The organism is Priestia megaterium (assembly GCF_023824195.1).
In the GTDB taxonomy this organism is placed as follows: Bacteria; Bacillota; Bacilli; order Bacillales; family Bacillaceae_H; genus Priestia; species Priestia megaterium_D.
This window is the reverse complement of record NZ_CP085442.1, coordinates 4,999,643-5,024,708: the sequence shown is the minus strand read 5'-3', so window position 1 is coordinate 5,024,708 and position 25,066 is coordinate 4,999,643. Positions and strand designations below refer to the sequence as shown.

Below are 25,066 nucleotides of genomic sequence, written 5' to 3'. Positions count from 1 at the left end.
ATTTAATATAAGACGAAGGTATGTATGAGGAGGAAACAAAGATGAAAATAGCTATTGCATCTGACCACGGCGGTATAAATTTGCGACAGGAAATTATCTCTTTAATGGAAGAATTAAATATTGAATATGTGGATTTAGGGTGTGAATGCACAGCGTCTGTAGACTATCCGGATTATGCACTTCCTGTTGCTCAAAAAGTGGCGAGCCAAGAAGTAAGTCGAGGCATTCTTATTTGTGGAACAGGCATCGGTATGAGTATAGCAGCTAATAAAGTAAAAGGAATTCGCTGCGCTCTAGTGCATGATACGTTCAGTGCAAAAGCGACAAGAGAACATAATGATAGCAACATTCTGGCAATGGGTGAACGTGTCATTGGGCCGGGACTTGCACGTGAAATTGCGAAAATTTGGTTAATGACAGAATTTGAAGGCGGTCGACATGAAAATCGCGTGAATAAAATTAAACAGTACGAGCAGCAAAGCGATGCAACAGTAACTGTATAATGTGAACGTATTCAATGAAAGAAAGGAAGAAAAACGTGTCTGAACTTACGAAATGGAAAGAGCAGTTGGAAACAGTTTTATCTGATTTTTTAGCACAAGTGCAGTTGTCTTCAGAACATACACTTGTCATTGGATGCAGTACAAGCGAGGTAATTGGTGAAAAAATAGGAACCGCAGGCGCAATGGAAGTCGCAGAAATGATTTTTGATACACTAGCAGATTTTCGAAAAAAAACGGGTGTCAACTTAGCATTTCAATGCTGTGAACATCTCAATCGAGCACTGGTAGTAGAACGAGAATTAGCTCGCAAAGAGCGTTTAGAAATGGTTAGTGTTGTTCCTATTCATAAAGCAGGTGGAGCGATGGCTACACAGGCCTATGGCCAGCTTAAAGATCCTGTTTTGGTAGAGTTTATTAAAGCTGATGCCGGTATTGATATTGGAGATACATTCATTGGTATGCATTTAAAGCATGTCGCAGTACCCGTTCGTTGTACGTTAAACGCAGTTGGACACGCTCATGTTACTTTAGCAAAGACGCGTCCAAAACTAATTGGTGGAATGAGAGCGTTTTACGAACTTTCGTAATTAAATATATTAAAATAATACACATTTTTTCTTTTTTATTCTAAATAAATCATGTTACAATGTAGTTGAATTAACAAATAACGAACATTGCGAATACGAAACGAGGAGAGGATTTTGATGGAGAAACAACTAATGCAACAAGATCCAGCAGTTTATAATGCGATCAAGGATGAATTACAAAGACAACGTACTAAGATTGAGCTAATTGCTTCAGAAAACTTTGTAACAACAGCGGTAATGGAAGCACAAGGTTCAGTTTTAACAAATAAATATGCTGAAGGCTATCCAGCTAAACGTTACTACGGCGGTTGTGAACACGTGGACGTAGTAGAAGACTTAGCTCGTGATCGTGCAAAAGAAATTTTCGGAGCAGAGCACGTGAACGTTCAACCTCACTCAGGTGCACAAGCAAACATGGCTGTATACTTCACTGTTTTAGAGGCTGGAGACACAGTACTTGGTATGAATTTATCGCACGGCGGTCACTTAACGCACGGAAGTCCTGTTAACTTTAGTGGTGTTCAGTACAATTTCATCGAATATGGTGTAGATCGTGAAACACATCGTATTAACTACGATGATGTATTAGAAAAAGCTCGTACACATAAACCAAAATTAATTGTGGCTGGTGCAAGCGCATATCCACGCGCAATCGACTTCAAGCGTTTCCGTGAAATCGCTGATGAAGTAGGCGCTTATTTAATGGTAGACATGGCTCACATTGCTGGTCTAGTAGCTGCAGGACTTCATCAAAATCCTGTGCCACATGCTCATTTCGTTACAACTACAACACATAAAACACTACGCGGACCACGCGGCGGTATGATTTTATGTAAAGAAGAATTTGCGAAAAAGATTGATAAGTCAATCTTCCCTGGTATTCAAGGTGGTCCATTGATGCACGTTATCGCTGCAAAAGCAGTAGCATTTGGTGAAGCATTGCAAGATGAGTTTAAGCACTATGCTCAAAATATCATCGACAATGCTAACCGTTTAGCAGAAGGATTAAAGAAAGAAGGATTTGCTCTTGTATCTGAAGGAACAGACAATCACCTTGTGTTAATCGACGTAAGCTCAATGAATTTGACAGGTAAAGTAGCTGAAAAAGCACTTGATGATGTAGGTATTACAACAAACAAAAATACAATTCCTTATGATGAGCAAAGCCCATTTGTAACAAGCGGTATCCGTATTGGTACAGCTGCGGTTACAACTCGCGGATTTGGCTTAGAAGAGATGGATGAAATTGCTTCTATCATCGGATTAACGCTTAAAAATATTGAAGATGAAGAAAAGTTAGCTGAAGCTAAAACACGCGTTGAAGCTTTAACAAGCAAGTTTGAAATGTATAAATCACTTTAAGAGAGACAGGCCTTTGTGCCTGTTTTTTTATGGAGAAAGTGGTAGCAATTCAATCATTTTTTGAATAATGCTTGAACTCAAAAACTTTTTTCTGTAAAATGAATGCAATGTATAAATTTAATTAGCAAGAGATATGTTTTTACTAGTACGTACCATTCAATTCGTTGAATGGTATTTTAATGTGTACATCTTTATATATAAGGAGAGATATCAATGGGCAAAGTATACGTATTTGATCACCCGCTTATTCAACACAAATTAACTTACATACGCGATGTAAAAACGGGAACGAAAGAGTTTCGTGAATTAGTTGATGAAGTGGCAAGCTTAATGGCTTTTGAAGCGACACGTGATTTACCGCTAGAAGATGTTGAAATTGAAACACCGGTTTGCAAAACAAAGTCAAAAGTTATTGCAGGGAAAAAGCTTGGTATCGTTCCAATTCTTCGTGCTGGTATCGGCATGGTAGATGGATTTTTAAAACTAATGCCAGCTGCCAAAGTTGGACACGTTGGCTTATATCGTGATCCAGAAACATTACAGCCTGTTGAATATTATGTAAAGCTGCCTAATGATGTAGAAGAGCGTGACTTTATTGTAGTAGATCCTATGCTTGCAACAGGAGGGTCAGCTGTAGAAGCAATCAACTCTCTTAAAAAAAGAGGCGCTAAAAACATTAAATTTATGTGTTTAATTGCTGCTCCTGAAGGCGTGGAAATCGTAAAAGAAGCACACCCTGACGTAGATATTTACATTGCGGCATTAGATGAAAAACTAAATGACCATGGATATATTGTTCCAGGTTTAGGTGATGCAGGAGATCGTTTATTCGGTACAAAATAATTTGTAGATTCGGGTGATGAACATGAAGCAGCCAATTAAAGTAATGACGATATTCGGGACAAGACCAGAAGCAATTAAAATGGCCCCTCTAGTGCTAGAGCTTAAAAAGCGACCGGAGGAGTTCGAAGCGATTGTTACAGTAACGGCTCAGCACCGTGAAATGTTAGACCAAGTATTGAGCATTTTTGACATTCAGCCTGACTATGATCTGAACATTATGAAAGATCGCCAAACCCTTATGGACGTAACGACCAGAGGATTAGAAGGTTTGGACGACGTAATGAAAAAAGTAAAGCCGGACATCGTACTTGTACACGGCGATACAACTACGACGTTTATTGCCGGATTAGCAGCTTTTTATAATCAAATTCAGGTGGGACATGTTGAAGCAGGTTTGCGCACATGGAATAAATATTCTCCATATCCGGAAGAAATGAACCGTCAGCTTACAGGCGTTCTTGCTGATTTGCACTTTGCTCCAACCGATAAGTCTGCAGCTAATTTGCAAGCAGAGAATAAAAAAGAAGAGCGAATCTTTGTGACTGGAAACACAGCTATCGATGCGTTAAAAACGACAGTAAAAGAGACATATGAGCATGAAGTGTTAACGAAATTGGGAGATGATCGTCTTATCTTATTAACGGCGCATCGCCGCGAAAATTTAGGCGAACCAATGAAAAACATGTTCCGTGCTGTTAAACGTATTGTGGATGAACATGAAGATGTGCAAGTTGTGTATCCTGTTCATTTGAATCCGGTAGTTAGAGAAACAGCAAACGATATCTTAGGAAATGACCCACGCATTCATTTAATTGAACCGTTAGATGTAATTGACTTCCATAACTTCGCTGAGCGCGCTCATATTATTTTGACAGATTCGGGCGGTGTTCAAGAAGAAGCTCCTTCATTAGGCGTACCTGTATTGGTACTTCGTGATACAACAGAGCGACCGGAAGGAATTGAAGCAGGGACGCTCAAACTAGCAGGAACGGAAGAAGAAACGATTTATGCGCTAGCAAAAGAGCTGTTAATAGATGAAGACGTATATAAGCAAATGTCACAAGCATCGAATCCTTACGGAGACGGCTTAGCTTCTAAACGCATTTGTGATGCTATTAGCTACTATTTCAACCGTCGTGAAAACAGACCGGAAGTTTTTAATCCGCTTTCGTAAGATTTCTAAACACCTTTCACATGAAAAGTGTCTCTTTGAGACACGATAGTGTGAGAGGTGTTTTTTTATGTGGATTAAATGGTTAATGATTAGCTTTATATTGGGAAGCGGGGGAGGGCAAATGTCGCTCAATCCCACATTTCCTTCTATAAAACAAGAAATGAATCATCAGGAAAAATCAATAATTGTCATGATTGAAAAAGAAAAATTCGCCAAATTTAAAAGTCAGCTACAAAAAAATTATCCTAATATAAAGATTAAGAGCGAATTTCACACGGTGTTTACAGGACTTTCGTTAAACGGCTCCATCTCGGATTTGGAAAAACTATCTCATAATCCTTCTATTATTAGTTCACATTCTATTAAAAACTACCAGGTTGCAGAAGAAAATAGCGTAACCTTCATTGGCTCAGAACAGGTAAGAGGCTTATTTGATACTTATAATCAGCGCTTAACAGGAAAAGGGATCAAAGTAGGCGTCATCGATACGGGTGTTGATTATTCTCATCCCGATTTAAAACAAACCTACAGGGGAGGGTATGATGTAATAGATAAAGATTATGAGCCGATGGAAACAACTCGGGAGCAAGGAGAGCCTACTCTGCATGGCACTCATGTAGCTGGTATTATTGCAGCAAATGGAAATATTAAAGGTGTAGCACCTCAAGCGGAGATCTACGCATACCGAGCTCTTGGACCTGGAGGAGCTGGAACGTCTGAAAGTGTTATTCTAGCTATCGAAAAAGCAATTCAAGATGATGTAGATATTATTAATTTATCATTAGGAAATGATGTGAATGGCCCTGATTTACCAACAAGCTTAGCGTTAGATCGAGCTGTTGAAAAAGGAATTGTAACGGTCACATCTAGCGGCAATTCAGGTCCAGGTTTATGGACCGTGGGCTCTCCAGGTACAGCGGAAAAAGCTATTTCCGTTGGCGCTTCTGTTTCCCCGACAACAGTTCAATTTCTAACAATCGGGTTTAACAAAGAAAAAGTTATGATGGCGCCAGTAGAAGGGTCTCGTCCATGGACGTTTAATCAAACGCTGCGTGTAATAAATGAACAATACTCCAAAGAGCAAAAGCATGCGTTGGGTAACGTCATTTTGCTAAAAGCAGAAGGAAATGCGGTTGAAAAAAAGATTAAACAAGCTGAACAGGCAGGAGCAAAAGCCGTTATTTTATATAGTCCGACTGAAAAAAGCATAATCGGTAAACTAAAAGAGTCAGTAAATATTCCAGTGATATGGGTAAGTAAAAAAAGCGGTGATACCATTAATCAACACATTCAGTCTCAACAACCATACTTACGCACTGGCAAGCAAGTGGTGCAAGACTTGCTCACATCTTTCAGTTCAAGAGGGCCTGTAACGACTACTTGGGGAATCAAGCCGGACGTCGTCGCACCTGGTTACTTCATTAATAGTACAGTTCCTGGCGGATATGAACGCATGCATGGCACAAGTATGGCTGCGCCGCATGTAGCTGGAGCGTGCGCTCTTATTTTACAAGCTCACCCGAACTGGTCTCCTGAACAAGTCAAAGCTTCATTGATGAACACAAGTAAAGTAATGCAGCAGCTAAACGGTCAAACGTATCGCGTATATGAACAAGGAGCCGGGAGAATTCAAATAGCAAAAGCTGTCACAGCAGACTCTTTATTTTATCCATCTTCTTTATCTTTCGGTATTTTTACACGCCCATCAAAGAAAGTCTTATCATTTAAAATTGATAACCAGTCTGATAAAGCAAAAACGTATCGCTTAAACGTTCCGAAAAGGGATGAAGGAGTGAACTGGGATGTTCCATTACCTGTCACGGTGCCACCCCATCAGACAAAAGAAATAGCTGTCACTTTATCGGTGCAGCCCCGTTTTAAAAATAAAGGTATATATGACGGATATTTGGAAATAAATGATTCACGTGAAACATTTTCGCTTCCTTATATGTACATGGTTAGCATTCCAGATTATCCTCGTGTCATGGGATTGCAAGTAGCGGCGGAAAAAGAGAAAAATACGTATAGCTATGAACTGTTTTTGCCTGAAGGAGCAGATCAGTTAGGCGTTGCTCTTTTTGATAAGCAGTCTTTACAGTTTGTATCGTATTTAGATGTTGACGTTGATGTAGAAAGAGGCATGAGAAAACGAAAAATAACGATTGATGAATCGCTTGTACCGGGAGCGTACCAAATATTTGCATTTGTGAAAAAGCATAGACAAGAGCAGGTTGTACACAGTACAATAACGATTGAATGAACCTCTTTAAATGTTTTCATTTGAAGAGGTTTTATGTGTGGCAGAAATGTGAACAATAAGAAGAGATTGTGAAGTTTTTAGCTTAAACACATTGACATTAAATATACGCTATTGTATGCTTACAGGGAATATAAATGATAAGGTTTTCAACCTGTGAAAACCGTTGATATTTCTGCGTATTTTATTAGCTGTTTTTACCTTTATTAGCAATTTTTTTTGCCTTTCTATCATATATTGAGCTATAAAAACGATAGAGAATTCGGAAAAAAGAAAATTTTGCAAAAGGGGTATGAGCTTATGAAAGATCGCAACCGTCATCCTTTGCAAGCGATGGCATTAGTGTCAATCATTCTATCACAGTTAGCAGGTTCAGTCTTAATTGGCTTATTCTCTGGAAGATGGGCTGATCAATGGCTTGACACCGAACCACTATTTTTGATTTTAGGCCTTCTTTCAGGGCTAGCAGCAGGTGTTTTTATGATGCTGCGGACAGTCCACCATTTTTTTTCAGGAGATTAATAATTCATGCAGGATTTGCAGCACGTTTTTCCAAGACTTCGTTCATACATATTGTATTTGTTAGCATTATACGTTCTCGGCTGGGGATTTACAAGTTATAAGGCTGTTTTTGCAGGTTTAATTTTAGGAACCGCCCTGAGTTTGTATAATTTGTGGAACTTAGTAAGAAAGTTTGAGCAGTTTGGACAGGCGTTGGATGAGGGGAAAAAGCCCCGTTCAATTGGGACTGTTGTAAGATTTGCAACAGCTGCTCTCGCAGTTGTGATTACCATCTCTTATCCAAAAACCTTTCATATTATTAGTGTAGTTGTGGGATTAATGACGTATTATGTTGTCATTATCATAGATTTAGTTGTTCAAAATATGCGTAGAAGATAGAAAGAGAGGTGAACACAGTTGGGTCATGAATCACCAACTATAGAGTTTCTAGGCCTTACTTTTAGTCAAAGTAACTTGCTTATGGTTACCGTAGCTTCTGTTATTGTATTCTTAATTGCAGTTTTATGTACTCGTACTCTTGCTATGAAGCCAAGCGGTGCACAAAACTTTATTGAATGGGTCTTAGATTTTGTTAAAGGACTCGTTAATAGCAATATGGATTGGAAAACAGGTGGCCGCTTTTTGACGCTAGGTGTAACTTTACTTATGTACATTTTTGTGTCAAATATGTTGGGTCTTCCATTTGCCATCGTGATTGACCATAACTTATGGTGGAAATCACCAACCGCTGATCCAGCAATTACGCTGACGTTAGCCGTTATGGTAGTTGTACTATCACATTATTATGGTATTAAAATGCGAGGTTTCTCTGCATACACGAAAGATTACTTCAAGCCAATGGCATTTTTATTCCCGCTTAAGATTATCGAGGAGTTTGCCAATACGTTAACGCTTGGCCTTCGTCTTTACGGTAATATTTATGCTGGGGAAATTTTGTTAAGCTTGCTAGCTGGTTTAGCAACAACAGGCTTCCTAGGTACAATTGGAGCTGCTATTCCAATGCTTTTATGGCAAGGATTCAGTATTTTTGTAGGCGCAATTCAGGCCTTCATTTTCACAATGTTAACGATGGTTTATTTATCTCACAAAGTGAGTAGCGACCATTAATTTATAAAGCTTTGTTCAAGTAATACCCAATTTGGACAAAACAAAACTTAGTTAAACAAAATCATATATATTAAGGGAGGACTTTATAAAATGGGTTTAATAGCATCTGCAATTGCGATTGGTTTAGCGGCACTAGGTGCTGGTATTGGTAACGGTCTTATCGTTTCTAAGACGATTGAAGGCACAGCTCGCCAACCAGAAGCACGTGGTACATTAACTTCAATGATGTTCGTTGGGGTTGCCTTAGTTGAGGCGCTTCCAATTATCGCCGTAGTTATTGCATTCATGGTACAAGGTAAATAATAATGTGTTACATGTGGCGAAGATCATTCAAAAGAACCTTCGCCATTACTTTATGTCTTTAATAAGTAAATTATATATGTGGAGTCTCTGAAGGGAGTGAACATGGCCGTGTCGAACATGTTTGTGTTAGGAGCAGCAGGCATTAATGGTGGAGATATTCTTTTCCAATTAGTGATGTTCCTTATCCTACTTGCGTTACTTCAAAAATTCGCGTTTGGTCCTGTAATGGGAATCATGAAAAAACGTGAAGAGCATATTGCCGGTGAGATTGATGAAGCAGAAAAGCAAAATGAGGAAGCGAAGAAGCTTGTTGAAGAGCAGCGTGAAATCTTAAAGCAATCTCGTCAAGAAGTGCAAGTAATGATGGAAAACGCTAGAAAGTCTGCAGAAGATAAAAAAGAAGAAATCATTGCGGCAGCACGCGAAGAGTCTGAGCGTCTAAAAGCTGCAGCAAAACAAGAAATCGAACAGCAAAAAGATCAAGCAGTTGCTGCGTTACGTGAGCAAGTTGCTTCATTATCTGTTTTAATTGCGTCGAAAGTTATTGAAAAAGAACTTTCTGAACAAGATCAAGAGAAGTTAATTCATGAATATATCCAAGAAGTAGGGGATGTACGATGAGTCAACCAGCTGTAGCCAAGCGCTATGCACTAGCTCTTTTTCAATTAGCAACAGAAAAACAGATGATCGATGAAATGCAAGACCAGCTACAAATCGTTGAAGAGGTGTTTGCTAAAACACCTGAATTAATGGATGTATTAACTCATCCAAAAATTACAATTGAGCGAAAAAAACAGTTTGTAAGTGAGGCATTTGCTGAACTTTCACCAACTGTTCAACATACGGTTCTTCTATTATTAGAGCGTCACCGCATTCAAATTGTTAGCCAAATGGTACAAGAGTATCGTTTCCTAGCGAACGAAGTACGTGGCGTGGCAGATGCAACTGTTTATTCTGTCAAACCTTTAAGTGCAGATGAGAAAAGAGCAATCTCGCAATCATTTGCTTCCAAAGTTGGAAAACATACGTTAAATATTTCAAATATAGTAGATAAAAGCCTAATCGGCGGCGTGAAGCTTCGCATTGGTAATCGTATCTATGATGGCAGCATTAGCAGCAAATTAGAAACGATCCACCGAGGACTTCTTGCACATAGATCGTAGATAGGGGTGAAATTCATGAGCATCAAAGCTGAAGAAATTAGTGCGCTGATCAAGCAGCAAATTGAAAACTATCAGTCTGAGATTAAAGTGAGTGATGTAGGTACTGTTATCCAAGTTGGGGACGGTATCGCACGTGCTCATGGCCTCGACAATGTCATGGCTGGAGAACTGGTTGAATTTTCAAATGGTGTCATGGGAATGGCACAAAACTTAGAAGAAAACAATGTAGGTATCATTATTTTAGGACCATATACGGAAATTCGTGAAGGTGACGAAGTTCGCCGTACAGGACGCATCATGGAAGTTCCAGTAGGGGAGCAGTTAATCGGTCGTGTTGTTAACTCATTAGGTCAGCCAGTAGACGGCTTAGGCCCAGTAGAAACAACAAAAACACGTCCAATTGAAGGTGCTGCACCTGGCGTTATGGATCGTAAATCAGTACATGAGCCGCTTCAAACAGGTATCAAGGCGATTGACGCACTTGTGCCGATCGGTCGTGGACAGCGTGAGTTAATTATCGGTGACCGTCAAACGGGTAAAACATCGGTAGCAATCGATACAATCTTAAACCAAAAAGATCAAGATATGGTATGTATCTATGTAGCGATTGGCCAAAAAGAATCAACAGTTCGTAACGTAGTAGAGACATTACGTAAACACGGTGCTCTAGATTACACAATCGTTGTAACAGCATCAGCTTCACAACCAGCTCCACTATTATTCTTAGCACCATACGCTGGGGTAACAATGGGTGAAGAGTTTATGTATAACGGCAAGCACGTACTTGTTATTTACGATGACTTAACAAAACAAGCATCAGCTTATCGTGAACTTTCATTACTATTACGCCGCCCTCCAGGTCGTGAAGCGTATCCAGGGGATGTATTCTATCTGCACTCTCGTTTATTAGAGCGTGCGGCAAAGTTATCGGACGCAAAAGGTGGAGGTTCATTAACAGCTCTTCCATTTATTGAAACGCAAGCAGGAGACGTATCTGCTTATATCCCAACGAACGTAATTTCGATTACAGACGGACAAATTTTCTTACAGTCAGATCTATTCTTCTCAGGCGTACGTCCTGCGATTAATGCTGGTCTTTCTGTATCACGTGTAGGGGGATCTGCACAAATTAAAGCGATGAAAAAGGTAGCAGGTACACTGCGTCTAGACCTTGCATCTTATCGTGAGCTTGAATCGTTTGCTCAGTTCGGTTCTGATCTTGACCAAGCAACTCAAGCAAAATTAAATCGAGGAGCGCGTACAGTTGAAATCTTAAAACAAGGTTTACACAAACCGCTTCGCGTAGAAAAACAAGTAGCTGTGCTTTACGCATTAACAAAAGGCTTCTTAGATGATGTTCCAGTATCAGATATTACACGCTTTGAAGACGAGTACTTAACATGGTTAGAATCAAACCGTAAAGAAGTACTTGAATCAATCCGTACAACTGGTGGCCTTCCTGAAGCTGGCGTATTCGAATCAGCACTTGAAGAATTCAAGAAAACATTTATTGCATCTGAATAATATATTGTCAGCATGGTATGTTAAGACAATCTTTCAATAAGGTGAAGGTGAACATTTGTTCACCTTTCATACCACGTGATCTTCTAAAACAAGGTGGTGAAACCTTTGGCATCATTACGTGATATACAAACTCGAATCACATCGACGAAAAAAACGAGCCAGATTACGAAAGCAATGGAAATGGTTTCAGCTGCAAAGCTGAATAGAGCGGAACAAAATGCAAAATCGTTTGTTCCATACATGGAAAAAATTCAAGAGGTAGTCTCAAGCGTAGCCCTAGGCAGCAGAGGCGCTTCACATCCAATGTTAACTGCGCGCAGCGTGAAGAAGACTGGTTATATCGTAATCACTTCAGATCGCGGTCTAGCAGGAGCATATAACAGTAATATTTTGCGAAAAGTATCTCAAGCTATTGAAGAACGCCATCAATCACCTGATGAATACGGTGTGATTGCAATTGGACGAGTAGGGAGAGATTTCTTCGTAAAACGCGGTATTCCGGTTTTACTTGAAATCACAGGCTTAGCAGATCAGCCAGCTTTTGCCGACATTCAAGGAATCGCTTCACAAACAGTTCAAATGTTTGCGGACGGTACGTTTGATGAACTTTACTTATACTACAATCACTTTATCAATACGATTTCACAAGAAGTGACGGAGAAGAAGCTATTGCCTCTAACAGATCTTCAACCTTCTGGTAAACTTGTTGGTTATGAATTTGAACCATCACAAGAAGAGATTTTAGAAGTATTACTTCCTCAGTATGCAGAGAGTTTAATTTACGGCGGCCTACTTGATGGAAAAGCAAGTGAGCATGCTGCTCGTATGACAGCGATGAAAAGTGCAACAGACAACGCAAAAGATCTTATCAATAATCTTACATTGTCATATAACCGTGCACGTCAAGCGGCAATTACCCAGGAAATTACGGAAATTGTTGGCGGAGCGGCAGCGTTAGAATAGAAAGTTTAATGGAAAAGCAAGTTAGGAGGGAACACGATGACAAAAGGACGCGTTACTCAAATCATGGGTCCAGTTGTAGACGTAAAGTTTGACAACGGACACCTTCCGGCAATTTATAACGCCCTTAAAATTTCACATAAACCGAGCAGTGCAAGTGAAGTTGCAATCGAATTAACATTAGAAGTTGCGATTCACTTAGGTGATAACACAGTTCGTACAGTAGCAATGTCATCCACTGACGGCTTAGTTCGTGGATTAGAAGTAGAAGATACAGGTGCAGCAATCTCAGTACCAGTTGGTGACGTTACGTTAGGTCGTGTATTTAACGTATTAGGTGAAAAAATCGACTTAGACGCCCCAATCGATGCAGGTGCACGTCGTGATCCAATCCACCGTCAAGCACCAAAGTTCGAAAATCTATCTACACAAGCTGAAATTCTTGAAACAGGTATTAAAGTAGTGGACTTATTAGCTCCTTACATTAAAGGTGGAAAAATCGGTCTATTCGGTGGTGCCGGTGTAGGTAAAACAGTATTAATTCAAGAGTTAATCAATAACATTGCTCAAGAGCACGGCGGTATTTCGGTATTCGCTGGTGTAGGTGAGCGTACGCGTGAAGGTAATGACTTATACCATGAAATGACAGATTCTGGTGTTATTAAGAAGACGGCTATGGTATTTGGACAAATGAATGAGCCACCTGGTGCACGTCAGCGTGTTGCATTAACAGGATTAACAATGGCAGAATACTTCCGTGACGAACAAGGTCAAGACGTATTATTCTTTATCGATAATATCTTCCGTTTCACACAAGCCGGTTCAGAAGTATCAGCATTACTTGGCCGTATGCCATCAGCAGTAGGTTATCAGCCAACATTAGCGACAGAAATGGGTCAGCTTCAAGAGCGTATCACGTCAACAAGCGTAGGTTCTGTAACATCGATTCAAGCGATTTACGTACCAGCCGATGACTATACGGATCCAGCTCCAGCGACAACATTTGCTCACTTAGATGCAACAACAAACTTAGAGCGTAAATTATCAGAGATGGGTATTTACCCTGCGGTAGATCCATTAGCATCTACATCTCGCGCTTTATCTCCTGAAATTGTTGGAGAAGAGCACTATGCAATTGCGCGTCAAGTTCAACAAACGTTACAGCGTTATAAAGAGTTACAAGATATCATTGCAATCCTAGGTATGGATGAGTTATCTGATGAAGATAAACTTGTTGTACAACGTGCTCGTCGCGTTCAATTCTTCTTGTCTCAAAACTTCCACGTAGCAGAACAATTTACAGGTCAAAAAGGTTCTTATGTTCCTGTAAAAGAAACTGTTAAAGGATTTAAAGAGATCTTGGAAGGTAAATACGATCATTTACCTGAAGATGCGTTCCGTTTAGTCGGTCGCATTGAAGAAGTTATTGAAAATGCGAAACGTATGGGAGTAGAAGTTTAATTTAAGGGACATAGGAGGTTTTTTAAATGAAGACAATCCATGTCAGTGTAGTGACTCCTGATGGCCCAGTTTACGAATCAGAAGTGGAAATGGTAAGTACCCGAGCACAGAGCGGTGAGCTTGGTATTTTACATGGCCATATTCCGATGGTTGCTCCTTTACAAATTGGAGCCGTCCGCTTGAAGAAGGCAAGCAGTACAGAACTTGTGGCTGTTAGCGGAGGATTTCTTGAAGTAAGACCTGACAAAGTAACAATTCTTGCACAGGCTGCTGAAACAGCTGAAGAGATTGACGTAGCTCGTGCAGAAGAAGCGAAAAAGCGCGCTGAAATGCGCCTTGATAGCAAACAAGACGACGTTGATGTTAAGCGTGCTGAAATTGCCTTAAAACGGGCAGTCAATCGTTTAGATATTAGTCAACGTAAGTTCTAAAAAAAGCCCTCTCAAACGAATGAGAGGGCTTTTTTGCTCTATTATACAAAAGGGGAAGAGCAAATAGCATTCATCTATGATTATATATTCCATTTAACTAAGCGCATCCATCTTCTTTATTTTGCTCAATAATGGAAAAGGATCTTAAAATAGGGAATAAAATAAATGTTTTTCATGTTACCGTTTACGAATTTGCATAAGTGTGCTTTAATATGAAAAGAAGAGACGATGATCGTCTCTTCTTTTCATATGGTGTTTAAAAGGAGTGCTTTTATTGTTTGGAGGAATTGAACAGCAAACGTTACTAACCATGATTTCACATTTGATTTTTATTGTGATTACTTGGTATGCTTTGCAAGGCTTTCAAATTGAAAAGCTGATGAAACCTAATCATGTGTTTCAAGCAAAATTAATGCTTATTTTATTGACCATTACGATTTCATCAACAGTAAGTAATTTCTTTTTGGATTATTTATTTTGGTCACAGCGCATTCCCTCATTTTTTCAATGATTGGCAAGCTATGAGTCTATGATAAAATAGACGTTCATTCATTGAAGATATACGAATTTATACGCTAATGTATGTCACTATGTCTAAATATGACGACCCTTTTCATGTATGTATCATCGCCTTCTGGAAAGACTGATGAGTACGGAGAGGGAGTGGCGAAATGTTTAAAAAAATTAGTGTCTTTTTGGCTATTTTCATTACTGGCTTATTCGTATATCATGGAAGTTATGTGAGCAATGCCCAAAACAATGAAACTACTATTGAGAAGATTGTTCACACCTTAAATAAGCAGCATGTTTCGTTAACTGAAGTATCGTTGTATGCAAGAGAAGAAGTAAAAGCTGTTACTGACCAAAAAACCTTTTATTCGCAAGCTAAAAGTATCAAAAGTAATTTTAGAGGTTTTAAATGGGAAGTGAAGAGGGAAAGAGACCTATGGAAAGCAATAGGTACACGCAAAAGTGAAGATGTGAACGAAGTCATTCTGTTAACTTATGCGATCGATGAACACAGCAATGCGTACATATCGTATCATGTAACGGGACAAGGTTTAAAAGAAAAAAATATGACCCATTTTCAAAATGTATTTCAGGCAAATTATGAAAAAATTTTCCTATCAGAACCCATAATTTTCTCTTGTGCAACAGGGGAAATCAATGATAAGATGGAAAGTGTTTTGTCTGTTGAAATTCAAGACCTATTACGAGCTTTCAATGCTAAACCAGTGGAATCTCTAGTGGAAGAGTCATTTACCTCTGTTTCAGCATATACTGGACTGTGGAAAGAAGCTCTTCAAACGAAAAAGCAGGAAATGAACTTACAAATTGCATTACGCAAGACAAGAATGGGCGGTCAAACAACCATAGTTGTTGGCACACCTATCATTACGTCTGAATATTAATATAGAGAAAATGGACGCGGAGGGGAATACCTTGGAAAAAATCATCGTCCGCGGTGGAAATAGATTAAGCGGTACAGTTAAAGTTGAAGGAGCAAAAAACGCCGTTTTACCTATTATCACTGCAACCTTATTAGCTAGTGAAGGAAAAACAATTCTAAATGATGTACCAGCTCTCTCCGATGTATTTACGATTGGCGAAGTTTTAAGACATCTGAATGCAGAAGTAGACTTTGAAACAAATCGTGTAGTTGTAGATGCATCAAGAGAGTTAAAAACAGATGCACCTTTTGAATATGTAAGAAAAATGCGTGCTTCAGTACTTGTAATGGGTCCTTTATTGGCGCGTACAGGTGAGGCTCGTGTAGCTTTACCTGGCGGATGTGCGATTGGATCAAGACCGATTGATCAGCATCTTAAAGGCTTTGAAGCAATGGGTGCTAAAGTTCAAGTAGGAAATGGTTTTATTGATGCAAAAGTTGAAGGAAGACTAAAAGGTGCTAAAATTTATTTAGACTTCCCAAGTGTAGGCGCCACAGAAAATATTATGATGGCAGCAGCATTAGCGGAAGGCACTACAATTATGGAAAACGTAGCAAAAGAACCTGAGATTGTCGACTTAGCAAACTTCTTAAATGCAATGGGCGCTAAAGTTCGCGGTGCAGGAACTGGTACGATCCGTATTGAAGGTGTTAATAAATTATATGGTGCAGAACATGCAATTATTCCAGATCGCATCGAAGCTGGAACATTCATGGTAGCAGCAGCTATTACAGGTGGAAATGTACTTGTACGCGGTGCAGTAGCAGAGCACATCAGTTCACTTGTTGCTAAAATGGAAGAAATGGGTGTTGAAATTACTGAAGAAGGCGACGGCTTACGTGTTGTAGGACCTGAAAAGCTAAAATCAGTAGATATTAAAACAATGCCTCATCCAGGGTTCCCTACGGATATGCAATCTCAAATGATGGCATTATTATTAGCAGCAGAAGGCACAAGTATGATTACAGAAACAGTTTTTGAAAACCGCTTTATGCATGTAGAAGAGTTTCGCCGCATGAACGCTGATATTAAAATTGAAGGACGCTCTGTTATTATTAACGGACCTTCTCAACTACAAGGCGCTGAAGTAGCAGCAACAGATCTTCGTGCAGCAGCAGCGTTAACATTAGCAGGACTTGTAGCAGACGGCTATACGCGTGTAACGGAATTAAAACACCTTGATCGTGGTTATGTAAATTTCCACAATAAATTAGCCGCTTTAGGCGCTGATATTGAACGTGTAAATGACGAAACAAAGCAAGTAGAACAAACTCAACAGGCTTCAGACGTCAAGTAAATATGTCATAAAAAAAGCATCTCATAGCGAGATGCTTTTTTTGTCGTTGGACGACCCTTATGGCCGGTTTGCTGTCATAAAAGGTTGTCCACCTCCATACATATGGAATATAGGGATTAGGTGTTCCTTGTCAAAATAATAGATATGGAGGCTAGGCGTTCATGAAACAAGCAAAGCCAATCGTCGTACTAGGAGTCATCTTTTTTTTCGTTGTGTTACTCATCCCAACACTTCTCGTTGTTCCTTTTACTGAAAAGACAGATGGAAAGCTACATGAAAATGTCAAACAGACCCCAAAAGCCGAAAAACTACAAAAAGTGACAGCGTCTCCTCTTGACGTCAGTGTTTATCGTACGGAAACGAAAAAAGTAGAAAAACTGCCGCTCGAAGACTATCTTGTAGGGGTAGTAGCAGCTGAAATGCCTGCTACTTTTGAACTTGAAGCACTTAAGGCTCAAAGTTTGGCAGCCAGAACCTATATTGTGCAAACTATGATGAATGGAAATAGTCATCTTCCCCAAGGAGCGGATGTGACTGATACCGTAGAGTACCAAGTATATTTAAATAAAGATGAGCTAAGAAGCAGATGGAACAAAGACTATGATTGGAAAATCAAAAAAATTCAAGAAGCAGTGAAGGACACCCAAGGTCAAATTCTTACGTATAAAAATAAGCCAATTAATGCTACGTTCTTTTCTACCAGCAATGGTTACACTGAAAATTCAGAAGCGTATTGGAAGAATTCCATTCCTTATCTAAAAAGTGTAGCTAGTCCATGGGATAAAAAGTCTCCTGAATTTACAAATCAGAAAGTAATGTCTGTTGCTAGCTTTGAACAGAGGCTTGGAGTGAAATTAACAAACAGTGGATCAGTAGGTGAAATCGTCTCTAGAACGCCGGGGCAGCGCGTAGATTACGTAAAGATAAACGGTAAAGAACTGTCGGGAAAAGATGTTCGGGAAAAACTGGGTTTATCGTCAGCCGACTTTCATTGGACAAAAAAAGGTAATGAAATTATCATCAACACAAAAGGATATGGACATGGTATTGGGATGAGTCAGTACGGAGCAAATGGTATGGCACTGGAAGGAAAAACGTATAAAGATATTGTTACTCATTATTATACAGGTGTTGCCATTACCCCTAACGATCAGTTTGTTGCACAATTGACAGCTAAACGCTAATTCAAAGACCCTTATAGCAGGGTCTTTTTTATGTTTTTCACTTTTTTTAAATAAAATGTATATTTTAGATTCATCTGTTGAAAAATAATCGAAAAAAATTTTTTATCGCTGTGTATATATTCATTCAATTGTGTTCAGACTGATTGCTGAGGTGATGATATATGAGAGAGGAAGAAAAGAAACGTACTTCTCCAAAATCGAAAGTTCAAAAATTAGTTAGAAAGCGTTGGGTGTTCCCGGCTATCTATTTAGCGAGTGCAGCAATTATTCTTACAGCAGTCCTTTGGTTTCAAGCTAATGGAAACGATATTAGCAAAGAAGACAAAAGCGGCTATAGCCAAGACGGTACGGCTTATCGAGACGATGCTGTAGAGGTAAATGCTTCGCTTGAAAATTTAAAAATGCCAGTTGCTAGTGAAGCATCAGCTATCGTGAAAAAGCCTTTCTACGACGATCAAGCATCTGAAAAACAACAAGAAGAAGCACTAGTTTTCTACAACAATACGTATCATCCAAACACAGGTGTTGACTTAGCTGTTAAGGGAGATAAATCATTTGATGTTGTAGCAGCAGCTAGCGGTACAGTAACAAAAGCAACAAAAGATCCTTTACTAGGTTATGTAGTAGAAATTGATCACAAAGATGGTTTAGTAACACAGTATCAATCTCTTGAGAAAGCTGATGTAGAAGTAGGAGATATTGTTAAACAAGGCCAAACGATCGCAAAAGCTGGAAAAAGCTTATATAATCAAGAAGCAAAAACACATGTGCACTTTGAAGTTCGTAAAGATGGTGTAGCAATTAATCCAAGCAGTTATTTTGGAAAATCTGTTAGTTCTATCAAAGAAGTCAAAGCAGCTGAAGTGACAGAACCAAAAGACGACTCTTCTTCTGAAGAATCAAAGGATAGCGAAAAATCATCTGATGAAAAGACTAAAGAAGATAAAGATTCAAAACAACCTTCAACAGATACGTCTAAACCAAATGCATAAGGCAAGACCATAAATACGAAAAGAAGCTGGATAAAACCGAGCTTCTTTTTTTATGAATTTTTCTAAAATGAGATGCATTATGTTAAAAAAGTAAATAAAAAACACTAAATTTTCAAAAAAATATAAGAAATCACTTGTCCTTACTGACTTTTCTAGCATATATCTGCACACAAGCTAATAAACTGTTACAAACCTATAAAGAGAATGTTAGAAAAGGGATAATATATACATTCCCTTGGATACTTCTCATATCCAATTTGGGGAGGGCGAGTAGTGTGCACGATTACATCAAAGAGAGAACTATCAAGATTGGAAAGTATATTGTAGAAACAAAGAAAACAGTTCGTGTAATTGCGAAAGAATTTGGCGTTTCGAAAAGTACTGTCCATAAAGATTTAACAGAGCGTCTACCAGAAATAAATCCTGAATTAGCAAATGAAGTAAAAGAAATTCTTGATTATCATAAATCTATTCGGCATTTGCGTGGAGGAGAAGCAACAAAATTAAAGTACAAAAAGGAAGAAGAAACTGTAAAATGAAAAAATGCCCAATATTGCCTTTTTTATAGAGGTAGTATAGGGCATTTTATTTTTTGGATAAAATAGGTATATAATAAATATTTTTGCTAATAACAACATACATATACAAATTGTGATAAAATAGTAAATTAGGAAAAAAGAATGATTATCATGCAAAGATATGTAAATAGAAGGAGGATTTAAGGTATGTTAGCAAAAGACATTGGTATCGATTTAGGTACAGCTAACGTCTTAATTCACGTTAAAGGCAAAGGAATTGTGTTAAATGAACCGTCTGTTGTGGCGATTGATAAAAATACAAATAGAGTGCTAGCAGTAGGGGAAGAAGCGAGACGTATGGTAGGAAGAACGCCCAGTAATATTATTGCCATTCGTCCCTTAAAAGATGGTGTTATTGCTGACTTCGAAATTACAGAGTCTATGCTCAAACACTTTATTAACAAATTAAATGTAAAAGGTTTTTTATCCAAGCCTCGCATTTTAATTTGTTGTCCAACAAATATTACCTCTGTTGAACAAAAAGCAATTCGCGAAGCTGCTGAAAAGAGCGGTGGAAAAACCATTTATTTGGAAGAAGAACCAAAAGTCGCGGCTATTGGCGCTGGGATGGATATCTTTCAGCCGAGCGGAAATATGGTCGTAGATATTGGTGGAGGTACAACCGATGTGGCTGTCCTTTCAATGGGCGATATCGTAACAGCAGCTTCTATTAAGATGGCTGGTGATCGTTTTGATGCCGAAATTTTGCAGTACATTAAGCAAAAATATAAGCTCTTAATTGGAGAGCGTACAGCAGAAGAAATTAAAGTGAAAATTGGTACGGTGTTTCCTAAAGCTCGTAATGAAGAGCTAGACATTCGAGGGCGAGACATGGTTTCAGGCCTACCTCGTACGGTTACTGTTTATTCTGAAGAAGTAGAGAAGGCACTTAGAGAGTCTGTCAGCGTCATTGTACAAGCTTCGAAAAGTGTATTAGAGCGTACACCTCCCGAACTTTCTGCCGATATTATAGACAGAGGCGTTATTTTAACTGGCGGTGGAGCATTGCTTCATGGTATGGATCAGCTGTTAGCGGAAGAATTAAAGGTGCCTGTGCTAATTGCAGAAAATCCAATGGATTGTGTAGCTGTTGGAACAGGTATTATGCTCGATAATATTGATAAACTATCTCGTCGTAATATTGTTTAAATAAATGAAGACTCCTCTATTGGCTCATTTCATACAGAGGAGTCTCTTCTTTTATCTATTATACTCTGTCAGCTGGCTATAACGAATAACGTTTACTTGTAAGGAGGATGAAGTATGTTTAAAGGGTTTTACACGGCAGCAGCGGGTATGCTGTCTCAACAGCGTCAAACTGACTTATTAACGAATAACATAGCAAATGCTAATACGCCAGGATTTAAAGCAGATCAAGGTACGTTAAAGGCATTTCCTGATATGTTGCTGCAGCGAATGGAATCTGAAGATTTACCCACTGACCGTAACATCTCTGTTCAGAACAAAAAAGACATAGGTGCGATTAATACGGGCGTGTATATGCAAGAAACAGTTCCAAATTTTACACAAGGTGACCTTCAGCAAACGTCTCAATCAACTGATATTGCATTGATGGAGCAAAATATGCCTACAAAAGAGGGCGGACTATTTTTTGTGGTACAAAGCCCTGATAATACGCCTCAATATACAAGAAACAGTAATTTTACATTAGATCAAGAAGGGTTTTTAACTACGTCTACCGGAGCTTATGTATTAAATACAAATAATCAACCAATTCAACTAAAAAGTGAAAACTTTACAGTTGATTCACAAGGTAACGTAACGGAAAATAATCAGCAGGTTGCACAAATCGATATTGCTTATGCTAGTGATTTACAAACGATTAAAAAGGCGGGGAATGGATTGTATGAAACGCTAAACAATCAGCCCTTGCCTTCAGCAAGGAATAATCCAGGCATTTCTTATCAGTTAAAGCAAGGATTTGTTGAACGTTCCAATGTAGATGCTGCTCAAAGTATGACGGATTTACTAACGGCTTACAGAGCTTTTGAAGCAAATCAAAAAATAATGCAAGCTTATGATAGAAGCATGGATAAAGCGGCAAATGAAATTGGGCGTGTGCGCTAAAAGCAACAGGAGAGATGAGAAGGATGAACCGTACAATGATAACAGCGGCCAATACGATGGGACAGCTGCAGCAGCAGCTTGATGTTATTGGTCATAATCTATCTAATACAAATACGACAGGATATAAATCGAGAGATGCTTCATTTAATGATATGCTGTATCAACAAGTAAACAATCAAGAAGATAAGGGAACAGAAAAGCGGCTTACGCCAGCCGGAATTCGGCAAGGCACAGGCGCTTATTTAGATCAAACGAGCTTGAATATGACGCAGGGTGCTTTTCAGAATACAGATAAACTATTAGATGTAGCTGCATCAAATCCAAACGTTTATTTTCAAGTTGCCGTAAACGATTCCCAACAGCCTGTACAATATACGCGAGATGGTTCTTTTCATCTTAGCCCTGAAGGCCCGAACAATGTTAAATTAGTAAACGGTTCTGGTCAGGATGTGCTGGGGGAAAATGGTCAAGCTATTATTTTCAGTAACGCGTTCAAAGATATACAAATTGATGGAAGTGGAACGATAACGGTTACTACGAATACGGGCGTTGACCAGTTTACCCTTGGGTTAACAAATATCCAAAAGCCGCAGGTGCTAGAAGCTAAAGGAGAAAATCTATTTGCCTTTCCAGCAGGGATGAACCAACCGAATATGTTTACAGATTTGACTGGAAAAGCTCGAGAAACAGCAGACGTAGAGCAAGGGAATTTGGAACAGTCAAATGTAGATTTGAGCAAAGAACTCACTGATATGTCCATTGCTCAACGTGCGTATCAATTTAATTCCCGCTCTATTTCAATTGCAGACCAAATGATGGGCTTGGTGAATGGAATCAGAGCTTAAGCAAGTAGTTGCTTCTCAATTGAGCATTCTGTATATTGATAATAGTATCGTATGTTACATGCGGTTTGAAAGGAGACTTATTTATGCTTGATATTGAACAAATTAAAGAAATTATTCCACACCGATATCCATTTTTATTGGTTGATCGTATTTTAGAAGTGGAAGAGGGAAAAAAAGCAGTTGGTTTAAAAAACGTATCTGCCAATGAAGAATTTTTTAACGGGCATTTCCCTGACTATCCTGTGATGCCAGGGGTTTTAATTGTAGAAGCTTTGGCTCAGGTAGGAGCAGTAGCTATGCTGAAAAAAGAAGAAAATCAAGGACGTTTAGCATTTTTTGCAGGCATTGACAACTGCCGTTTTAAAAAGCAAGTAAGACCTGGTGATCAACTGCGTTTAGAGGTTGAAATTGTACGTGCGCGTGGATCTATTGGCAAAGGAAAAGGTATCGCAACTGTAGATGGAGAGTTAGTCTGCGAAACAGATATTATGTTTGCTTTAGGCGATAAAAAAGAATAGTACATAAGAGCTGCTGATGCAGCTTTTTTTATTGGCGCTGCAAAGCAGAAAAAAGTTTCTTTAATAAAGGTATAATATCCGTTAGCAACTCTTTTTGAAGAGTTGGTGACAGAGATGAAAATTGTAAGAGCAAATTTTTCAATGAGGGCTGTTTATCTATGAGTTTTAAAATTGCATCGTCGCATGAATCAGACTCACGTTTTCTTGTTAAGTAAAGAAGTTGGAAATCATGTAAATGATCTTGTTTATAAGAGGAAGGCTCAATAAGTTGGTCTAGCGTAACTTGAAAACAATTACATAGAGATAGAAAGTCAAAGATGGAAGGCGTTTGTTTCGAACATTCCCACTTCGAAATAGTTGTACGCGAAACATTTAATTGATTTGCTAATTCTTCCTGCGAAAATCCTCCTTTTAGTCTGAAATACTTAATTCTTTCTCCAAAACCCTTCATATACATCACCTGATTTCGTAAAGATAAGTATGTATCTCATTGTTCGAATGTAGTTCATATTCTTTCTAACATGCTAAATTCGCACAATATGAAACATATACACTTTACCTTCTGCAATAAAGGGAATAAAACCTGTTTTTATTTCTTTTTTTTTCTCTAAAAAGATTCATTTTCCTGCATGGATATAAAAAAAAGAACAAAAATAGAGGTTTTTATAGTAAAAAAATCCTATTTTTTGTTCGGTATATTGAAAAAAATGGTTGAATAACGGGGGAAAATGCATTAATATACGAATTACAAAGAAAAAGGAGTGAAAAAATGACAAATTTTTATTTAAAAAGGCAAGGCGCTCGCATAAGAGATAATCGTTTAAAACGTTCTAGTCGTGCTCATTTATTTTTAGGAAAAAAAGAAAGGTACCTCTCCAGTGAAGTCTCTTTTCTTTACCCTTCTCATGGACCAACGAAAAAGACCGCAAACAATAATCCTCTCTTTTAAATCCAGACACCTTGAGATGACTTGACTTATTTTTTAGATGTACTTTTTATCGGTCTGTTTCGAAGCTGCAGTTTGAACTGTTGAAGTAAATCTTGACCTGATAACCCTTGGTTAATTAAATCCTCTAAGAGCATTTCAGCATAATGAAGTCTCCGTTCTTTTAAAACACCTTTCATCAACAAACTAATACGATTTTCACCAATTGAAGTAATGGAAGCCACGGTAGCTATAAAGGTAGCCGGATCATTTGTTTCTTTCGTAATTTTAGCTTCTACCGTCACTTTTTGTTTATCTTTCAAAAAAACATGAAATTCATCGTACCATTTCTTATCGATAACTGCTTCTAAAATCCAGTTATTTTCGCCGTCTTCTTTATTAATAATAAGGCCATTAGTTAGTGAGACAGACTGACGCTTTTCTTGATCATCAACCAATTGAAATGACACAAGTTTAAATGTTTTCATTGATGTTTCCTCCTTTACGTAAATAGTAGGTTATCCATATTATAACATGAATGAGCTTAAAGATTCCCATTATTCAATCAGTTGGAGTGGTAGACTATGATTAACCATATTGTTCTTGTAGGAAGACTGACAAAAAAACCGGAGCTTCGATATACCCATGAAGGGATTGCAGTATCTACCATTACTTTAGCAATTAATCGAACGTTTCGAAATGTTGAGGGTGAATATGATGCTGATTTTGTCAACATTACGCTGTGGAGAAAAAATGCAGAAAATACGGCTGCTTACTGTGATAAAGGAGCGGTTGTAGGTGTAGTAGGGCGTGTACAAACGCGCACGTTTGAAAATAATCTTCAGCAACGAGTATATATGACCGACGTTGTGGCTGATGCTGTTAAGTTTTTAAGTGGAAAGCCATCCGGTTCTTCTTCATTTGATTCAAATCAACAAGAAGAATAAAGTTATCTAGTATGAAAGGGGGTGATTAGTTCAGGTAAGGTTTT

30 protein-coding genes are annotated in these 25,066 nt (G+C 38.6%); 28 read left to right on the top strand and 2 right to left on the bottom strand.

What is annotated here, in order from left to right:
- The first annotated feature begins 41 nt into the window (after positions 1-41).
- From rpiB to fabZ, 26 genes are all read left to right on the top strand, one after another.
- Positions 42-503 (top strand): ribose 5-phosphate isomerase B, encoded by a 462-nt coding sequence (gene rpiB / locus LIS78_RS26140; protein ID WP_195781566.1) that lies wholly within the window; start codon positions 42-44, stop codon positions 501-503.
- A gap of 35 nt (positions 504-538) precedes the next feature.
- Positions 539-1,090 carry a TIGR01440 family protein gene (locus tag LIS78_RS26135; RefSeq protein ID WP_374726329.1) on the top strand — a complete coding sequence of 184 codons (552 nt, stop codon included), beginning with the start codon at positions 539-541 and terminating at the stop codon, positions 1,088-1,090.
- Between the two features lie 117 nt (positions 1,091-1,207).
- Positions 1,208-2,452 carry a serine hydroxymethyltransferase gene (glyA, locus tag LIS78_RS26130; protein ID WP_013059811.1) on the top strand — a complete coding sequence of 415 codons (1,245 nt, stop codon included), beginning with the start codon at positions 1,208-1,210 and terminating at the stop codon, positions 2,450-2,452.
- A gap of 213 nt (positions 2,453-2,665) precedes the next feature.
- Entirely contained in the window at positions 2,666-3,295 is a 630-nt protein-coding gene (gene upp / locus LIS78_RS26125) for a uracil phosphoribosyltransferase (protein WP_013059810.1), read from the top strand.
- Positions 3,296-3,317: 22 nt separating this feature from the next.
- Positions 3,318-4,469 (top strand): non-hydrolyzing UDP-N-acetylglucosamine 2-epimerase, encoded by a 1,152-nt coding sequence (gene wecB, locus LIS78_RS26120; protein ID WP_195781568.1) that lies wholly within the window; start codon positions 3,318-3,320, stop codon positions 4,467-4,469.
- A gap of 67 nt (positions 4,470-4,536) precedes the next feature.
- On the top strand, positions 4,537-6,729 hold the full coding sequence (locus LIS78_RS26115) for a S8 family serine peptidase (RefSeq protein ID WP_209150777.1): 2,193 nt from the start codon (positions 4,537-4,539) through the stop codon (positions 6,727-6,729).
- Between the two features lie 297 nt (positions 6,730-7,026).
- A complete protein-coding gene (locus LIS78_RS26110; RefSeq protein WP_013085464.1) occupies positions 7,027-7,248 on the top strand; it encodes an AtpZ/AtpI family protein in 222 nt (73 codons plus the stop codon).
- Between the two features lie 6 nt (positions 7,249-7,254).
- Positions 7,255-7,626 carry an ATP synthase subunit I gene (locus LIS78_RS26105; RefSeq protein WP_013059806.1) on the top strand — a complete coding sequence of 124 codons (372 nt, stop codon included), beginning with the start codon at positions 7,255-7,257 and terminating at the stop codon, positions 7,624-7,626.
- A gap of 18 nt (positions 7,627-7,644) precedes the next feature.
- Positions 7,645-8,355, top strand: a complete 711-nt coding sequence (atpB, locus tag LIS78_RS26100; RefSeq protein ID WP_013059805.1) for a F0F1 ATP synthase subunit A — start codon at positions 7,645-7,647, stop codon at positions 8,353-8,355.
- Between the two features lie 90 nt (positions 8,356-8,445).
- Positions 8,446-8,658, top strand: coding sequence for a F0F1 ATP synthase subunit C (gene atpE, locus LIS78_RS26095; protein WP_013059804.1), 213 nt, complete (start codon positions 8,446-8,448; stop codon positions 8,656-8,658).
- Between the two features lie 102 nt (positions 8,659-8,760).
- Complete coding sequence (locus LIS78_RS26090; RefSeq protein WP_013085463.1) at positions 8,761-9,279, top strand: F0F1 ATP synthase subunit B; 519 nt, start codon at positions 8,761-8,763, stop codon at positions 9,277-9,279.
- Positions 9,276-9,821 carry a F0F1 ATP synthase subunit delta gene (locus LIS78_RS26085; RefSeq protein ID WP_013085462.1) on the top strand — a complete coding sequence of 182 codons (546 nt, stop codon included), beginning with the start codon at positions 9,276-9,278 and terminating at the stop codon, positions 9,819-9,821. The genes LIS78_RS26090 and LIS78_RS26085 overlap by 4 nt, the downstream gene beginning before the upstream one ends.
- A gap of 15 nt (positions 9,822-9,836) precedes the next feature.
- The gene (atpA, locus tag LIS78_RS26080; protein WP_013085461.1) at positions 9,837-11,345 is read left to right on the top strand and encodes a F0F1 ATP synthase subunit alpha; all 1,509 of its coding nucleotides are present in this window, start codon (positions 9,837-9,839) and stop codon (positions 11,343-11,345) included.
- A gap of 105 nt (positions 11,346-11,450) precedes the next feature.
- Positions 11,451-12,308 (top strand): F0F1 ATP synthase subunit gamma, encoded by an 858-nt coding sequence (locus LIS78_RS26075; RefSeq protein ID WP_013059800.1) that lies wholly within the window; start codon positions 11,451-11,453, stop codon positions 12,306-12,308.
- A gap of 36 nt (positions 12,309-12,344) precedes the next feature.
- Positions 12,345-13,766, top strand: coding sequence for a F0F1 ATP synthase subunit beta (gene atpD / locus LIS78_RS26070; protein WP_013059799.1), 1,422 nt, complete (start codon positions 12,345-12,347; stop codon positions 13,764-13,766).
- A 26-nt stretch (positions 13,767-13,792) separates the two neighbouring features.
- A complete protein-coding gene (locus tag LIS78_RS26065) occupies positions 13,793-14,197 on the top strand; it encodes a F0F1 ATP synthase subunit epsilon (RefSeq protein WP_013059798.1) in 405 nt (134 codons plus the stop codon).
- A gap of 274 nt (positions 14,198-14,471) precedes the next feature.
- Positions 14,472-14,708 (top strand): DUF1146 family protein, encoded by a 237-nt coding sequence (locus LIS78_RS26060; protein ID WP_013059797.1) that lies wholly within the window; start codon positions 14,472-14,474, stop codon positions 14,706-14,708.
- Between the two features lie 160 nt (positions 14,709-14,868).
- Positions 14,869-15,609, top strand: coding sequence for a YwmB family TATA-box binding protein (locus tag LIS78_RS26055; protein WP_195781570.1), 741 nt, complete (start codon positions 14,869-14,871; stop codon positions 15,607-15,609).
- 31 nt (positions 15,610-15,640) lie between these two features.
- Positions 15,641-16,945 (top strand): UDP-N-acetylglucosamine 1-carboxyvinyltransferase, encoded by a 1,305-nt coding sequence (gene murA, locus LIS78_RS26050; protein WP_013059795.1) that lies wholly within the window; start codon positions 15,641-15,643, stop codon positions 16,943-16,945.
- A 161-nt stretch (positions 16,946-17,106) separates the two neighbouring features.
- Positions 17,107-18,129: a stage II sporulation protein D gene (gene spoIID, locus LIS78_RS26045; RefSeq protein WP_195781571.1), complete on the top strand. Its 1,023-nt coding sequence runs from the start codon at positions 17,107-17,109 to the stop codon at positions 18,127-18,129.
- Between the two features lie 161 nt (positions 18,130-18,290).
- Positions 18,291-19,121 (top strand): stage II sporulation protein SpoIIQ, encoded by an 831-nt coding sequence (spoIIQ, locus tag LIS78_RS26040; protein WP_028409695.1) that lies wholly within the window; start codon positions 18,291-18,293, stop codon positions 19,119-19,121.
- Between the two features lie 275 nt (positions 19,122-19,396).
- Entirely contained in the window at positions 19,397-19,660 is a 264-nt protein-coding gene (gene spoIIID / locus LIS78_RS26035; protein WP_013059792.1) for a sporulation transcriptional regulator SpoIIID, read from the top strand.
- Between the two features lie 186 nt (positions 19,661-19,846).
- Entirely contained in the window at positions 19,847-20,848 is a 1,002-nt protein-coding gene (locus LIS78_RS26030; RefSeq protein WP_209150775.1) for a rod shape-determining protein, read from the top strand.
- Between the two features lie 114 nt (positions 20,849-20,962).
- Entirely contained in the window at positions 20,963-21,787 is an 825-nt protein-coding gene (locus LIS78_RS26025; RefSeq protein ID WP_252284504.1) for a flagellar hook-basal body protein, read from the top strand.
- A gap of 23 nt (positions 21,788-21,810) precedes the next feature.
- Positions 21,811-22,632: a flagellar hook-basal body protein gene (locus LIS78_RS26020; RefSeq protein ID WP_209150773.1), complete on the top strand. Its 822-nt coding sequence runs from the start codon at positions 21,811-21,813 to the stop codon at positions 22,630-22,632.
- A gap of 83 nt (positions 22,633-22,715) precedes the next feature.
- Positions 22,716-23,150 carry a 3-hydroxyacyl-ACP dehydratase FabZ gene (gene fabZ, locus LIS78_RS26015; protein ID WP_013059788.1) on the top strand — a complete coding sequence of 145 codons (435 nt, stop codon included), beginning with the start codon at positions 22,716-22,718 and terminating at the stop codon, positions 23,148-23,150.
- A 28-nt stretch (positions 23,151-23,178) separates the two neighbouring features.
- On the opposite strand, the gene LIS78_RS26010 is transcribed toward fabZ, so the two are convergent.
- Positions 23,179-23,601 carry a helix-turn-helix domain-containing protein gene (locus LIS78_RS26010; protein ID WP_209150772.1) on the bottom strand — a complete coding sequence of 141 codons (423 nt, stop codon included), beginning with the start codon at positions 23,599-23,601 and terminating at the stop codon, positions 23,179-23,181.
- Between the two features lie 318 nt (positions 23,602-23,919).
- Here LIS78_RS26010 and LIS78_RS26005 point away from each other — a divergent pair, with 318 nt between their 5' ends.
- The gene (locus tag LIS78_RS26005) at positions 23,920-24,099 is read left to right on the top strand and encodes a hypothetical protein (RefSeq protein ID WP_195781576.1); all 180 of its coding nucleotides are present in this window, start codon (positions 23,920-23,922) and stop codon (positions 24,097-24,099) included.
- 26 nt (positions 24,100-24,125) lie between these two features.
- Here LIS78_RS26005 and LIS78_RS26000 read toward each other — a convergent pair whose 3' ends face one another.
- Positions 24,126-24,563 (bottom strand): YwpF-like family protein, encoded by a 438-nt coding sequence (locus LIS78_RS26000; RefSeq protein ID WP_195781577.1) that lies wholly within the window; start codon positions 24,561-24,563, stop codon positions 24,126-24,128.
- A gap of 96 nt (positions 24,564-24,659) precedes the next feature.
- Here LIS78_RS26000 and ssb point away from each other — a divergent pair, with 96 nt between their 5' ends.
- Positions 24,660-25,022: a single-stranded DNA-binding protein gene (gene ssb / locus LIS78_RS25995; RefSeq protein WP_014457774.1), complete on the top strand. Its 363-nt coding sequence runs from the start codon at positions 24,660-24,662 to the stop codon at positions 25,020-25,022.
- Positions 25,023-25,066 lie beyond the last annotated feature (44 nt).